Genomic DNA, 14,930 nt, shown 5'->3' with positions numbered 1-14,930 from the left:
CGGCCGCCCGCCCTCATGAGCCCTGCGGCTCGTTGGCCGCGCCGGTCGAGAGCCTCGGGCCGGTGGGCAGGAAGGCGGACCATTCGGCCGGAACCCAGACCGGGGTCACGTCCTTGTAGCCGAGCTGCCGCTGGGCGAGCTGGCTCTGGGCCTCCTGTTCCTTCTTCTCCTTCTCGGTGGTTCCGATGCCGGAGTCGTCGGTGGCGCTGTCGCTGTTGGACTGCATGGCGTAGCGCAGACCGGTGTCGGTGACCAGGAAGAGGAAGCCGGATCCGACCGCCTTGCCGGTGAGCTGGCGGTAGAGCAGTCCGGAGCCCGGGGTGACGTAGGCGGTGCTCGAACCGGTCGGCAGTTCGGCCGGGAAGTCGGTCCCGGCCCAGGTGCTGAGGGTCGTCGCGCCTCCGGCGGACGCCTCGCGCAGCACATTGCAGACGGTGTTGCGGCTGCCCTCGCCGAGCCGGGGCGTGTTGACCGCGTCGGGCAATTCGGCCGGCCACCTCTTCTCCCCGGCGAACGCCTCGCCCGGCTGGAAGGCGCCGGCGCTGACGTTGACGGCCTTGCCGCCCTGGCCCAGTCGGACCTGATCCGGGTCGGGGCTGTTGAGCAGGAGCGTGGCGACGAAGTCGGTGATGGGGGCGACCCGGTCCTTCAGGACCACGTAGTGCTGCTCCTTGGTGCCCTGGGTGGCCTTGAGGACCATCCCGACCCGGTTGGCGTCGGACTCGAGAGTGCCGGGGACGCCCGCGTCCTCGCCGACCGTGTCGCGCAGGTCCGGGAAGGTGATCGGGTGCCCCTTCTTGAGGGTGGCCAGCCACTGCTCGGAGACCCGCTGCGGTTGCCGGTTCTCGCCGACGACCAGCCGCAGCAGGGTCTCGTTCTCCTCCACGGGGTACGCGGTACCGCTCGCGTCCACGACGTAGCGGACCTCGTCCGACTCGACGTACAGCAGCTCGCCGCCCGTCAGCCGGTGGTCGCCGTCGACCTTGCCCTTCTCACGGTCGGCGAAGATGAACGCGGCCTTGTGGATGGCCCGCCCGCCCGGTCCCGGCCGCTCGCAGACGGCCCAGCGCTTCGCCTTGCCCGCGTCCTTCGCCTTCGGCAGCCGGTCCGGCGCGTAGGGAATTCCGAGGGTGGCGCCGTGTGGAATCTTTCCGCTGTCGAGTACCGACTCGTCGACCTTGATGACCTTGCCCTTGTCGAGATTCAGCAAGAGTTTCGCGGAGGCCATGTTGAGAACGGGATGAAGCTGCTTCTTCCCGTCGGTTTCCACCACCACATAACGCGTGGTGGACTTGCTGGCGATGATCACGTTCTCGCGCGGCTTGTCCCATCCTTTGGGCGCCACCGGTTTGAACATCCCCCACGCACCGAATCCGGCGAGAATCACCACACCGATGATGGCGCCGGGGACGACCGCGCGCAGTGGCTTGGGCGCGCCTTCCTCCGATCCCGTCGTATTGGGCTGGAGGAACTGCGCGATCAACCGTCGCTTGGCGAAGGTGTATGCGTTGAGTTCGTCCCGACGTGATGCCATCTGTCCGCTTGTCCCTCTCCCCGCTTGGCGACCGGGCCGTGCTTCACCGTCGTTCTCCGAATCGGCCCGCCGTCGTACGGCCCCTACTATGCCTGCTGGGGCTCGTGACTTACCGCTCAGGTAGGGTGATCGCCCTGTCAACGTCCACCGGAATTTGGGAATTACGGACACGAGGGGGCATCGCGGCGATGGCTACGGCGACGCGCGCGCGAAATGGGCGGACGCCCGGACGACGTGCGGGGGGCGCGCGCAACGACCGTGGGCGCGGCGGTTCACGGGGCCGCGGACCGCGTTCCGGGGCGGACGGCGGCATACCCCGTCCGGGCCCGGGTGCCCCGCCCGCCACGACGACGCTCCGGCCGCTGTCCCGAACGAGCCGGCTCGGCCCGTTGCAGCTGCGGCAGCTGGCCCTGGTGGAGATCGCGCTGGTGATCGCCGCCGTCGGGGCGGTCGCGGGGAAGTTGTGGCTCGTGCCCGCCGCCGTGGTGGCCGCGGTCCTCGTCGTACTCGCCTTTCTGCGCCGCAGGGGCCAGTCGGCGCAGGACTGGACGACCACGGCGATGGCGCTGCGATCGCGCCGCAGGGCATCGGCTCCGGCCCCGGCCGACACGGATCTCTCACTGGCCCCGGTCGTCGAGGGCGTCCCCGGGCTCCGCCCCAGTCCTTATATCGACAAGAGCCGCCGTACGGTCGGCATGCTCGGTGACGGCTCCTTCCTGACGGCGGTGGTACGGATCGAGGCGAGCGGCGCCGCTCTGCGCCCCGCGTTCGGTGCCCGTGCCCTGCCGCTCTCCCTGCTGGGCGGTGCGCTGGAGGTGGACGACATCGTCGTCGACTCGGTGCAGTTGGTGCAGCAGGTACGGTCCGCGCCCGCGCCGCATCTGCCGGAGCGGTCGGTGGCCAGGCTGTCGTACACGCCTCTTCAGGAGAAGACCGGTGCCCCGGCGCTCCGGATGACCTGGGTGGCGGTCAAGCTCGACCCCGAGCTGTGCCGGGAGGCGGTTGAGGCCCGCGGCGGCGGGGTGACGGGCGCCCAGCGCTGCCTGGTGCGGGTCGCGGACCATATCGCGAGCCGGGCGACGGGGGCCGGGTTCTCGGCCGTCGTCCTGGACCAGCAGGAGCTGAACTCCACCCTGGCGACCGCCGCCTGCGCGAGCCCCCGGCTGGCGGCCCGGGCGTCGCGCCCGGACGCCGTACCGCAGCGGCGGACCTCGGAGACCGCCCGGGTGTGGCGCTGTGACGACCGCTGGCACACCACGTACGCGGTGGGCCGCTGGCCCGAGCTGGGCCGGGGCGCGGCGCCGCTGCCGAAGCTGGTGGCGCTGCTGACGGCCGCGCCCGCGTACGCCACCACGTTCAGCCTGACGCTGCGGCGGGGCACGCACCGGGGAGCACTGTCGATGGCGGGTCATGTCCGGGTGACGGGCGGTTCGGACACCGAGCTGATCGGGGTGCGGCGCACCTTGGAGCAGCACGCCAGGACCGGCAAGGTGTCCCTGGTCCGGCTGGACCGCGAGCAGTTGCCGGGCGCGCTGGCGACGCTGCCGCTGGGGGGTGCGCGATGAGGCTGCTTCCGGCGCGTTCCGCGCGACGGCTGGCGGGGCCCCGTCATCCCGGTCATACGATGCCCGTCGCCGATCTGGGGGCGCTGTCGCTGCCGGTGGGCGACGACGGCGTGGTGATCGGTGACGACGCCGAGGGCCGGGCCCTGATGGTGGGCTTCCACCGGTCGACCCCGTACGACGTCCTGCTGATCGGCGGGTTGTGGACGGCACAAGTACTTGCGCTGCGCGCGGCCGGGACGGGCGCGCGGGTGGCGGTGGAGACCGGGCGTCCGCAGGCGTGGACGACGCTCGCCCAGGCGGCGGGCGCGGGGCTCGACTGCATCACCCTGCACGAGGTGGGCCGGGTGCCGCCGATGGGCGCGACGGTCGGCAGTCCGGTCGTGGTGATCCGGGACTGCGGGATGCGGCCGCCGCGCGGCCGGGTGGTCTCGGCGCCCTGGCAGTCGGTACTGACGCTGCTGCCGTATCTGAGCCCGGTGGCGCCCCGGCTGCTCCGGGCGGCGACCCTGGTCGGTGTCCAGCGGGTGTCGCCGCAGGAGGCGGCGCAGATCGGCCGGATCCTCGGTCTCGCGGAGGCGGAGAGCGGCGCGCTGCCGACGCTGGCCGACGGGGTGACGCTCTGGTGCGCGGGCCGCGAGCGGAACTGGGTGATGACGAGCGGTACGGACGCGGAGACCGGGCTGCTGGGCACGGCCCGAAGGATGGACTGACCCGGGCACGGATCGTCGCGGGCGCGGTTCCGTGGGCCTCGGGCCCGTAGGTCCGTTTCGTACGGTACGAGGGTTTCGTACGGTACGGCGGTACGGCGGTACGGCTCCGGAGGCGTACGGGGCAGTCGGCGGCCGGGTCCGGTCGCGCGGAGGACGGATCGCGCGTCCGGGTCGGGCACGTGTACGGGTCGAGAACGGGTGTAGCACACCTGTTCGCCGGGCGGGCGGACGGCGTGGAGCCGGGTCGCGGGTGTCGGGGATCTTCCGGGGAACAGCCCCCGGAACCCGGCCCCGTTGAGCCTAAAATCCCTTCAGTTGCACGGACCGGCGGCCTTCGCACGGTCCGGCCGTCCCGGTGCGGGGCGGTCCGCGCACAAACGAAGGGGAGCGTGGCCCATGGGCAGCGCGCAGGAGAAGGACGAGCTGTACGCCCTCGACATCTCGGACGTCGAGTGGTTGAGCGCGCCCGGGACCGAGGCGGACGAGGAGCGGGTGGAGATCGCCCATCTGCCGGGCGGCGGGGTGGCGATGCGCTCGTCGCTGGACCCGGACACGGTGCTGCGGTACACGGCGGCGGAGTGGGAGGCGTTCGTGCTGGGCGCCCGGGACGGGGAGTTCGACCTCACCTGACGGCCGTCGGCGCCCCGTGAGCCCGGCGTGCGAGCCGTGCGCCCGGGACGCGCGCCGTTCTCCGTACTACCGGTGTCCGGCGTCGCCGACCGGTGGACCGGGCGCTGTTCACCGGGAGTTCACCCGGGCACCGAAGCGCCTTCTGGAGGCGTTCCGTACCGTTTCGTCCTTCTGGTCGCGGCGCCGGGCGGGCCCCGGACCGTACCGGGGCCCGGGCCGCGGGCCGGTGGCGGCGCCGGGGCTGCCGGGCTGTCGTCCCTGGCGTTTAGGGTGGAGGACAGCGGCGGACCGTACCCACGAGCACCCCGTCGCCGAGTGACGGTACCGGCCGGGCCGATCGGTAGTCGGCGGTCGCCCATCGCACCGGGACCCATCGGTGCTCGACCACACCAGGAGGCAGAGTGAACAGCGATCGGGACGGGATCCGCGGGGGCTGGGACCTTCCCGCCGACGAGTCCGACGCGGATCCCGCCGAGATGACGGGTGAGTTCACCATCGACTACACCCCGCCCGCCTGGTACACGCAGAACACGCCGGGCGACACCTCGGGCGGCGCCACGCCTCCGCCGCCACCGCCGCCGCACAGCGCGCCCGTGGCGGTGCCGGGTCCGCCCGTGGACGGCGGTTATCCGGCCCAGCAGGGCTGGCACCCGCCCGCGCCCGGCCCCGGGACGCCCCCGGCGCCGCCCGCGTACGGCTACGACCCGGCGGCGCCGCAGCAGGGTGCCGCGCCGCTCCCGCCGCCCGTCCCCGGCCCGGACTCCGCCCCCGCCTCCCCCGCCGTTCACGCCGCGGACTCCTCTGATGCCGCTGACAACTCGGTCCACGGCCACGGTGGTACGGCTCCGGCCGCCCCGCCGGAGGTGGCGGCCGAGCCGTTCGGCGGCGGCGATGTGGAGAGCGGCGCCACGATGCGCTTCTCGCCCGCGGCCCTGAAGCGGGAGATCGCGGAGCGGGACGCGGCGGCTGCCGCAGCCGCGGAGCGCGCCGCCGAGGAGGAAGCGGCGGGCGGCGCGGTCGACGGCGGATCCGGTGGTACGGAGGAGAGCGCGGCCGCCCCCGCGCACGCGCCCGTCGCGCCGGTCGACGGTGCCACGACGGACGGGTCCTCGGACGCACCGGCGGACGGCGCGGACGGCGGCGAGCCCGTCGCCGTACCGGAGTTCCCGGACTCCGCCGGCGAGACCGAGGAGAGCCGGGAGGCCGACCCCGAGGTGCCGGGTACCGTCGACGGCGCCGCCGACGAGCCCCTCGACACGGTGCCACCGGCCGTACCGCCCGCGGCTTTCGAGCCCGATGCCGTCCCCGTGAACCCGGTCGCCGCACCTGACGCGCCCGTCGCGCCGCACCTGCCCGACGGGCCTTCCGTGCCGCCCGCCGCCGAAGTGCCGTGGGACGCCCGGCCGGACGCGGTGCCGCCCGCGCCCGCGCAGCCGTGGACACCGGGTCCGCCGCAGGGCGGCGCGTTGCCGCCGCTGCCGCCCGCGTTCCAGCCCGCCGAGGCGTCGGAGCCGCAGTGGCCGGTCTCCCCGCAGACCGCCGACCAGTCCGCCCCGCCGCCGTCGGCGCCCTCGCACGGCGCGCCGCCGGTGCCGCCCGTACCGCAGCAGTCCGGGTACGCCTATCCGCACCCGGCGACGCCGCCCGGGGTCCCGCCGGTCCCGCCCGCGCAGCAGCAGCCGCAGCCGCCGGTACAGGCACAGCCGCTTCCGCAGCAGCAGGGCACCGGGTACGGATTCCCGCAGCCCCAGCACCAGCCGCAGACACCGCCCGGGGTCCCGCCGGTCCCGCCCGCGCAGCCGCAGTCCCAGCCGCTGCCGGACCATCAGGCACCGCAGTCCGGGCCCCCGCAGGGCTACGGTTTCCCGCCGCCGCACACCGCGCCGTCGGCGCCGCTGCCGCCCGCCGCGCACGAGCCGGGGTACGGCTTCCCGCACCCGGCGCAGCCCGGACCGCCGCCGCAGCAGGCCCAGCCGCCTCAGCAGCCTCTGCCCCACCAGCCGCCGCAGGCACAGGACCCGGGTCCCGGCCAGGGTGCCGGGCAGCCGCCCGTGGACCCCCGGTCCGGCGGCGGCTGGCCGACGGCCGTCACCCACGACCAGCGTGAGCGTTCCGTGCCGGGCGCGCCGCTGGGTTACACGGCGGCGGTCGAACTGTCGTCGGACCGGCTGCTGCGGAACAACAAGCAGAAGGCCAAGTCGAGCCGGAACCCGGGCGCCGCGTCCCGGTTCAAGCTGGGCGGACGCAAGGAGGAGGCCGAGCGGCAGCGGAAGCTGGAACTGATCCGTACGCCCGTGCTGTCGTGCTACCGGATCGCGGTCATCAGCCTCAAGGGCGGGGTCGGAAAGACCACCACGACCACGGCGCTCGGTTCGACGCTGGCGACCGAGCGGCAGGACAAGATCCTGGCCATCGACGCCAACCCGGACGCGGGAACCCTCGGCCGCCGGGTGCGGCGGGAGACCGGGGCGACCATCCGCGACCTGGTGCAGGCGATCCCGTATCTCCACTCGTACATGGACATCCGCCGGTTCACGTCCCAGGCGCCGTCCGGTCTGGAGATCATCGCCAATGACGTGGACCCGGCGGTCTCCACGACCTTCAACGACGAGGACTACCGGCGGGCCATCGAGGTACTGGGCCGTCAGTACCCGATCATCCTGACCGACTCCGGTACCGGTCTGCTGTACAGCGCGATGCGCGGGGTGCTGGACCTGGCCGATCAGCTGATCATCATCTCGACGCCCTCCGTCGACGGCGCCAGCAGCGCCAGTACGACCCTGGACTGGCTCTCGGCGCACGGCTACGCGGAGCTGGTGCAGCGGTCCGTGACCGTGATCTCCGGGGTCCGGGAGACCGGCAAGATGATCAAGGTCGAGGACATCGTGGCGCATTTCGAGACGCGCTGCCGCGGTGTGGTCGTGGTGCCGTTCGACGAGCATCTGGCGGCGGGCGCCGAGGTCGACCTCGACATGATGCGGCCGAAGACCCGGGAGGCGTACTTCAATCTGTCGGCGCTGATCGCCGAGGACTTCGCCCGCGCCCAGCAGCAGCAGGGGCTGTGGACGGCGAACGGCAACCCGCCGCCGACCATGGCGCCCCCGATGCCGGGCCAGCCCGGCTACGGACAGCCCGCTCAGCCCGGCGTGCCGGGACCGTCGGGGCAGCCCGGTCAGCCGGGACCCGGCGGGTATCCCCCGGCGGGACCGCCGCAGCAGGGACAGCCGTATCCGCCGCAGCAGTCCGCGGGCTCGCCCGGACCGCAGATCCCCGGCCAGCAGGTCCCGGGGCAGCCGTATCCGGCCCAGCCGGCACCCGGTCAGCCGTATCCGCAGGGCGGCGTACCGCACCCGTACGGGGGACAGCTGCCGCCCCAGCAGCCCTATCCGCCGCAGGGGCAGCCCACCGCTCCCCCGGCGCAGCAGTCCGGCTGGCCCCAGCAGCCGCCGCAGGCTCAGCAGCCGCCGCAGGCCCAGGGGTATCCGCCGCTTCCGCCCCAGCAGGGGCGGCCCGCCGAGGGGGAACAGGCCGAATCGCAGGGCGCGGTTCCGCCCGCCGGATGGCCGCCGCAGCCACCGCCGGCCCCTCAGCAGTAGGGCGGCAGAGGAGTGGACCAATGAGGGCCCGGATCGTCGGAACGATCCGGGCCCTCGGTGTATCGCCGCAGCCCAGCGGGGGTACGACGGGACGTCTACGGGGTATGTACCAGCGCCGGACCGGATCGCCCGCAGATCCCCGGCTCGGCCCGTCCGCGATCCCGACCCAGCCGACGCGAGGTCACCGCCATGGTCACCCAGGTCCCGTCGTCCTCATCGGTCCCTTCAGCCCCCGCCTTCGACCCGGCCCGCCGCCCGGCCGCCGCGGCCGGGGTCCCGCCCCCGTCCCGGCGGCCCCGCGCGACCGGTACGGGACGGCTCCTCACCGCCGCCGTGGCCGGTGCGCTGCTCGTACTCCCCCCGCTCCCGGCCGCCGCCGACGACGGCCGGGACGGCGACTCAAACGGCGGAGGCGGCGGCCGGAAGGTTCTGACGATCGCGGTCTCGCAGAGCGTCGACTCGCTCAGCCCGTTCCGCGCCCAGCGGCTCGTCTCCACCACCGTCCACCGGCTGGCCTACGAGTATCTGACGAACTACGACGTCACGGACGGCCGCCCGATCCCCGGGCTCGCCACCTCGTGGCGCTCCTCGCCGGACAAGCTGACCTGGACGTACACCATCCGGCAGAACGCCCGCTGGTCCGACGGCCGGGCACTGACCGCGTACGACGCGGCCTGGACCTTCGACAAGATCCTCACCGACGAGAACGCGGCGACCGCCTCCGGCAGCTTCACCGCCAACTTCCGGCAGGTGACCGCGCCCGACGCCCGCACCCTGGTGGTACGGCTGAAGAAGCCGCAGGCCACCATGGTCGCCCTGGACGTCCCGATCGTCCCCCGGCACATCTGGGAGAAGGTCGGCGACTTCTCCACCTTCAACAACGACAAACGGTTCCCGGTGGTCGGCAGCGGACCGTTCGTGATCACCGACTTCAAGATCGACCAGTATCTGCGGCTCAGGGCCAATCCGTCGTTCTGGCGGGGCGCCCCGAAATTCGACGAGCTGCTGCTGAAGTACTACAAGGACGGCGACGCGGCCGTGGCCGCGCTCCGCAAGGGCGAGGTCTCCTTCGTCCAGGGCCTGACGCCCGCTCAGGCGAAGGCGCTGGCGGGCGAGCGGTCCATCCGGGTGAACGACGCCCCGGGGCGCCGGTTCCTCGCCCTGGCCACCAACCCCGGGGCCCGCTCCCGCGACGGGAAGACCTTCGGCAGCGGGCATCCGGCGCTGCTGGACCCGGCGGTCCGCAAGGCCCTGTTCCACGCGGTCGACCGGCGGACCCTGGTGGAGAAGGTGTTCCAGGGGCATGCTGTGGAGGGCGACGGCTATATCCCGCCCCGGTACGCCGCGTACTTCTGGAAACCGGCCGCCGGGCAGCGGATCGGCTACGACCCCGCCCGCGCCGCCGCCCTGCTCGACCGGGCCGGATACCGGCGGAACGCCGACGGGCGGCGGGCCGGGAAGGACGGCCGTCCGCTCGACTTCCGGCTCCTCTGCCATGCCGTCGACGCCCACGACCGGGCCATCGGCAAGTATCTGCGGGAGTGGTGGGGCGAGCTGGGCATCGGACTGCGGGTCGACTGTCTCGACAATGTCTCCGACCCCTGGCTCAAGGGCGACTACGACCTGGCGTTCGACGGCTGGTCGGTCAATCCGGACCCCGACTTCGCCCTCGCCATCCACACCTGCGCCGCCCTGCCCGCCACCCCCCGGGACACCGGTTCCACCGACAACTTCATCTGCGACCGGCGGTACGACGAGCTGTACGCCGCCCAGTCGGCCGAGTACGACCCCGCCGTCCGGGCCGGGCTGGTGAAGCGGCTCCAGTCCCGGCTGTACGACACCGGCTATATGAACGTCCTCGCCTATCCGAACGCGGTCGAGGCGTACCGCACCGACCAGATCGCGTCCATCACGACGATGCCCGGGGCCGCGGGCAACATCTGGGGCCAGGACGGCTACTGGAGCTGGTGGTCCGCCGTACCCGCCGCCGGAGCCGGTGACGGTACGCCGGACGGCACCGGCGCCCGAACGATACTGCTCGCCCTGGGCGCGGCGCTGGTACCCGCGGTGGTCCTCGCGATCCTCGTCGTACTGCGGCGCCGCGCGACCGTGGAGGACCGTGAGTAGCCGATGACCTCTCCCTCGACCACACCCCCTCCCCCGCCCGCCGCGGCGATCACTCTCGGCGCGCCCGGCACGGACACCGGCCCCGGGAAGACGGCCGCGACCGGGCGCGGCGCCCGGCTGCGCGTCCGGGCCCGCGGCTATCTGCCCTATCTGGGGTCCCGGCTGGCCGGGGCCGCGTTCTCCCTGCTCGCTGTCCTGGTCACGAGCTTCTTCCTGTTCCGGATCGTCCCCGGCGATCCGGTGAAGGCGATGACGCACGGCACCCCGACCTCGGCGGAGCAACTCGCGACACTACGTCGGCAGTTCGGTCTCGACCAGCCGATGTGGCGGCAGTTCACCGAGTACTGCGCGGGCGCGCTCACCGGCGATCTGGGGATGTCGTACCAGTTCCGGGCCCCGGTCGGGGAGCTGATCGCCGAGAAGCTGCCCGCGACCCTGCTGCTCACCGGGGTGGCCGTGGTGCTCTACTCGGCGCTCGGGCTCCGGCTCGGCACCCGCGCGGCCTGGCGGCACGGCGGACTCGGCGACCGGCTGAACACCGGGCTGGCGCTGACGCTCTGGTCGGTGCCGTCGTTCTGGCTGGGGCTGCTGCTGATCGTGGTGCTCGCGGTCGGCGTGGGCCCGGTCCCCGGGCTCTTCCCGACCGGCGGAATGGAGTCCGGTGATACGACCGGTCTCGCCCGGGCCCTCGACATCGGCCACCATATGGTGCTGCCGGTACTGACCCTGGTCGCCGTCGGCTATGCCCAGACCCTGCTGGTGATGCGGTCGTCGCTGCTGGACGAGATGGGCGGCGACTATCTGACCACGGCCCGCGCCAAGGGGCTGCGGGACGCGGTGGTACGCCGCAGGCACGCCGTACCGAACGCGCTGCTGCCGACCGTGACCATGGTCTTCATCAATCTGGGGCAGGTGGCGGCCGGTTCGATCCTGGTGGAGACGGTGTTCTCCTGGCCGGGCCTCGGCGGGCTGTTCTACCAGGCGCTGAGCGTGCCGGACCTGCCGCTCGTCCAAGGACTCTTCGTGGTGTTCGCGGGAGCGATGATCGTGATGAATCTGCTGGCCGATCTGGTCTATCCGTTCCTCGACCCCCGGGTGGCCCGATGAGCGCCCCGGCGTCCCTCGCCCGCGCCCGGCGCCGCGCGTCGGCCGCCCGCTTCTGGCGGGCGTACCGTACGCACCGCGCCGGGCTGCTCGGCCTGGCGGCGCTCACCGTGATCGCGCTGGTCGCCCTGGCGGCGCCGCTGCTCGTCGGCGACGACGTCCAAAGCGTCACCCGGGCACCCGGCGGGCCGCTGGAACCGCCGAGCGCCGCGTTCCCCCTCGGCACCGACCAGTTCGGCCGGGATCTGCTGGGGCTGCTGGTGTGGGGCGCGCGGATCTCCCTCCTCGTCGGACTGCTGGCGGCGGCGCTCTCGGTCGCCATCGGCACCCTCGTCGGTGTGATCGCCGGACACTACGGCGGCTGGTTCTCCACCGCCCTGATGCGGATCACGGACTGGTTCCTCGTGATGCCGACCCTGGTCCTGGCGATCGTGCTGGCCACGGTGATGTCACGCGGCGTCTGGACGGTGGTGGTGGCGATCGGCGTCACCAGCTGGCCCACCACGGCCCGGCTGGTCCGGGCCCAGACCATCGCCGTCGAGTCCCGGCCGTACATCGAACGCGCCCAGGCCCTCGGCGGAGGCCACGGCCACATCATGAACCGGCACGTCCTGCCCAATGTGATGCCGCTGGTCCTGGCCCAGACGACGCTCGGGATCTCCGCCGCCATCCTCACCGAGGCCACCCTCGCCTTCCTCGGCCTCGGCGATCCGACCGTGGTGTCCTGGGGCGGCATGCTCCAGGACGCCCGGGAGGCGGGCGCCGTCTCCTCCGGCCACTGGTGGTACCTCGCCCCGCCCGGACTGGCGATCGCCGCCGTCGCCCTCGCCTTCACCCTCTGCGGCCGGGCCGTGGAATCCGTCCTCAACCCGAAGCTGGGGGCCCGCTGATGACCACGGAACCACTGCTGTCCGTCCGGGACCTACGGGTCACCTACGGCTCCGGGCCCGGCGCCGTACCCGCCGTCCGGGGTGTCGACCTCGAACTGCCCGCCGGACGGAAACTGGGCGTCGCCGGGGAATCCGGCTGCGGCAAGTCCACCCTCGCCATGGCGCTGCTGCGGCTGCTGCCGCCGGGCGCCTCCGTCGGCGGCGAGATCCGGTTCGCCGGCGAGGACGTCCTCACCATGCGCTGGGGGCGGCTGCGGGCCGTCCGCTGGGCGGGCGCGTCCATCGTCTTCCAGGGCGCGATGCACTCCCTCAACGCCGTCCACCGGATCGGCGACCAGATCGCCGAACCGATCCTGCTGCACCGCTCCACACCCCCCGCCCGGGCCCGGGAACGCGTCACCGAACTCCTCCACCAGGTCGGACTGCCCCCCGACCGCGCCGCCGCCTATCCGCATGAACTCTCCGGCGGACAACGCCAGCGGGTGATGATCGCCATGGCCCTCGCCTGCGAACCCCGGCTGATCATCGCCGACGAACCCACCACGGCCCTCGATGTGATGATCCAGGCCCAGATCCTCCGGCTGATCGGACGGCTCGTCGCCGACCACGACATCGGACTGCTGATGATCAGTCACGACCTGGCGGTACTCGCCGAGACCTGCGACCGGCTGGCCGTGATGTACGCGGGCCGGATCGTCGAAGAGGGCCCGGCCCGGACGGTCCACACCGCCGCCCACCACCCCTACGGCCGGGCCCTCGCCTCGGCGTTCCCCCGGGTCGGCGACCCCGCGTCCCGGCGCGCGCCCCGGGGACTGCCCGGCGACCCGCCCGACCCGTCGGCCCTGCCCGGCGGCTGTACGTTCCGGCCGCGCTGCCCCAGGACCGACGACCGCTGCGCCGAACGGGAACCCGCCCTCGTCCAGGTCGGCGCCGCCCACCACGCGGCCTGCGTCCACGCCGGAGGGGAATCCCGGTGACCACCACGACGGGCCCCCTGCTCGGCGCCGAAGACATCCACGTCACCTTCCCCGGACGCCGCGGCCGTCCCCCGGCGCGCGCCGTCGACGGAGTCGACCTGACCGTCGGCCACGGCGAGATCGTCGCCCTCGTCGGCGAGTCCGGCTGCGGCAAGACGACCCTCGCCAGAACCCTGCTCGGACTGGTCACCCCCACCTCCGGCCGGGTCACCTTCGCCGGACGGCCCCTCGAATACACCGCCCGCGCCCTCAAGGCGTACCGCCGCCGCGCCCAACTCGTCCTCCAGGACCCCACCGGCTCCCTCAACCCCCGGCACACCGTCTACGACGCCGTCGCCGAGGGCCTGCGGGTACACGGGACACCCGGCGACGAACGCGCCGCCGTCGCCCGCGCGCTCGCCCTCGCCGGACTCCGGCCGCCCGACCGCTTCTTCCTCCGCTACCCGTACGAACTCTCCGGCGGCCAGCGGCAGCGCGTCGTCATCGCGGGCGCGCTCGCCCTCCAGCCCGAACTCCTCGTCGCCGACGAGCCCGTGGCCTCCCTCGACGCCTCCGTACGCGGCGAGATCCTCGCCCTGCTGCTACGGCTCCGCGACGAACTCGGGCTCTCCGCGCTCGTCGTCACCCACGACCTCGGCCTGGCGTGGAACATCGCCGACCGGGTCGCCGTCATGTACCTCGGCCGCGTCGTCGAGGCGGGCCCCGTGGAAACCGTCCTCACCGAGCCCCGGCACCCCTATACGCGGGCCCTGCTCTCCGTACTCCCCGAATCCCCGCTCCCCGCGACGGTCCTCTCCGGCGAACCCCCGGACCCGACCCGCCCCCCACCCGGCTGCCGCTTCCACGCACGCTGCCCGTCACTGGCGTCCGGCGCGGCGGCCGCCGTCGCCGACCTGTGCCGGGGCACGCCACCGGGCCGCGTCGCCGACGCGGGGGTCTCCTGCCACCTCACGCCGGTGGCGCCTCGCCCCTCCGGGTGAGCGCCACGCCCCGGGCCGCGCCGCGCGACCTGATGTAGTTCGCGGCCTGCGGCCCGCCTGTGACTGGTCGCGCAGTTCCGCCCCCTACGCCTTCGGCAATGGGGGGACCCCCAGCGCCTTGGCCCTCCGGGTGAGGCCAACAACGCCGGGTCTCACCCGGCGACCTGATGCTGTTCGCGGTCCGCCCCACCGTCGTGGCTGGTCGCGCAGTTCCCCGCGCCCCTAACCACCTCCCCCGCACCGTCCTCGGCAAGGGGGCGCCCTCCGGGCGGGATGGATGGTGCTTCCTCTGGAGGTGTTTTGACTGCGGCCCGCCCGTGGCCGTTCGCGCAGTTCCCCGCGCCCCTAAATGCTCTCCCTCGCACCGGATAAGGAGAGGGGAACCCACTCCCTAGAGGAGAAGCCCCGCCCTGGGGCGGCGCCCTTTCGGAGGGCGGCAACGGAGGTAACCAGGGGCGCGGGGAACTGCGCGACAAGCCCACCACCGGGCAGCGGGTGGACCGACCACATCAGGTGGCACCCTTCCCCTCCCCGGGACGGGCTCCAGCACCAGGGGACAAGTCCAGTCGGCGTGGTCGGGGGGTGCAGGGTCGCCCCCTGGGGGTCCCCCCAAAGGCAGCTTTGGGGGAGGACGGCGGAAAAGAAACGGGTCTCCCAAAGAAGACCCCCACTTCCGCCGTCCGTGAGGAGGTGAACCCGGAGGCCACCGACCCTCCCGACGCCGGACAAGACCGCCCGCATACCGCCGGAGTAACGGTCACATCTTCAACAGCCCCGCCGGCGCCTGAGGCGCGAACCGCCCCGCACCAGACGGGAA

At 73.5% G+C, this 14,930-nt stretch carries 10 protein-coding genes; 9 read left to right on the top strand and 1 reads right to left on the bottom strand.

The features are described from left to right. Nucleotides 1–13: 13 nt before the first annotated feature. Complete coding sequence (eccB, locus tag AB0G74_RS07040) at nucleotides 14–1,534, bottom strand: type VII secretion protein EccB (RefSeq protein ID WP_361141521.1); 1,521 nt, start codon at nucleotides 1,532–1,534, stop codon at nucleotides 14–16. A gap of 188 nt (nucleotides 1,535–1,722) precedes the next feature. Between eccB and eccE the strand changes: the two genes are divergently transcribed. The 9 genes from eccE (at nucleotide 1,723) to AB0G74_RS06995 (ending at nucleotide 14,113) form a co-directional block, all read left to right on the top strand. Next, nucleotides 1,723–3,099, top strand: a complete 1,377-nt coding sequence (eccE, locus tag AB0G74_RS07035) for a type VII secretion protein EccE (RefSeq protein WP_361141520.1) — start codon at nucleotides 1,723–1,725, stop codon at nucleotides 3,097–3,099. Beyond that, the gene (locus tag AB0G74_RS07030) at nucleotides 3,096–3,809 is read left to right on the top strand and encodes a hypothetical protein (RefSeq protein ID WP_358828102.1); all 714 of its coding nucleotides are present in this window, start codon (nucleotides 3,096–3,098) and stop codon (nucleotides 3,807–3,809) included. The genes eccE and AB0G74_RS07030 overlap by 4 nt, the downstream gene beginning before the upstream one ends. A gap of 396 nt (nucleotides 3,810–4,205) precedes the next feature. Beyond that, nucleotides 4,206–4,439: a DUF397 domain-containing protein gene (locus AB0G74_RS07025; protein WP_358828103.1), complete on the top strand. Its 234-nt coding sequence runs from the start codon at nucleotides 4,206–4,208 to the stop codon at nucleotides 4,437–4,439. A gap of 401 nt (nucleotides 4,440–4,840) precedes the next feature. Beyond that, complete coding sequence (locus tag AB0G74_RS07020; RefSeq protein ID WP_361141517.1) at nucleotides 4,841–8,035, top strand: SCO5717 family growth-regulating ATPase; 3,195 nt, start codon at nucleotides 4,841–4,843, stop codon at nucleotides 8,033–8,035. Nucleotides 8,036–8,224: 189 nt separating this feature from the next. Further along, nucleotides 8,225–10,162, top strand: coding sequence for an ABC transporter substrate-binding protein (locus tag AB0G74_RS07015; RefSeq protein WP_361141515.1), 1,938 nt, complete (start codon nucleotides 8,225–8,227; stop codon nucleotides 10,160–10,162). A gap of 3 nt (nucleotides 10,163–10,165) precedes the next feature. Next, nucleotides 10,166–11,269, top strand: a complete 1,104-nt coding sequence (locus AB0G74_RS07010; protein ID WP_361141513.1) for an ABC transporter permease — start codon at nucleotides 10,166–10,168, stop codon at nucleotides 11,267–11,269. After that, nucleotides 11,266–12,156, top strand: coding sequence for an ABC transporter permease (locus tag AB0G74_RS07005; protein ID WP_361141511.1), 891 nt, complete (start codon nucleotides 11,266–11,268; stop codon nucleotides 12,154–12,156). The genes AB0G74_RS07010 and AB0G74_RS07005 overlap by 4 nt, the downstream gene beginning before the upstream one ends. Beyond that, nucleotides 12,156–13,133, top strand: coding sequence for an ABC transporter ATP-binding protein (locus AB0G74_RS07000; protein ID WP_361141509.1), 978 nt, complete (start codon nucleotides 12,156–12,158; stop codon nucleotides 13,131–13,133). The genes AB0G74_RS07005 and AB0G74_RS07000 overlap by 1 nt, the downstream gene beginning before the upstream one ends. Beyond that, the gene (locus AB0G74_RS06995; RefSeq protein WP_361141507.1) at nucleotides 13,130–14,113 is read left to right on the top strand and encodes an ABC transporter ATP-binding protein; all 984 of its coding nucleotides are present in this window, start codon (nucleotides 13,130–13,132) and stop codon (nucleotides 14,111–14,113) included. The genes AB0G74_RS07000 and AB0G74_RS06995 overlap by 4 nt, the downstream gene beginning before the upstream one ends. The last annotated feature ends 817 nt before the right edge of the window (nucleotides 14,114–14,930 follow it).

Origin of the sequence: Streptomyces sp. NPDC020875 (assembly GCF_040641415.1) — a bacterium.
GTDB lineage: Bacteria > Actinomycetota > Actinomycetes > Streptomycetales > Streptomycetaceae > Streptomyces.
This window is presented reverse-complemented; position numbering and strand designations above follow the sequence as displayed.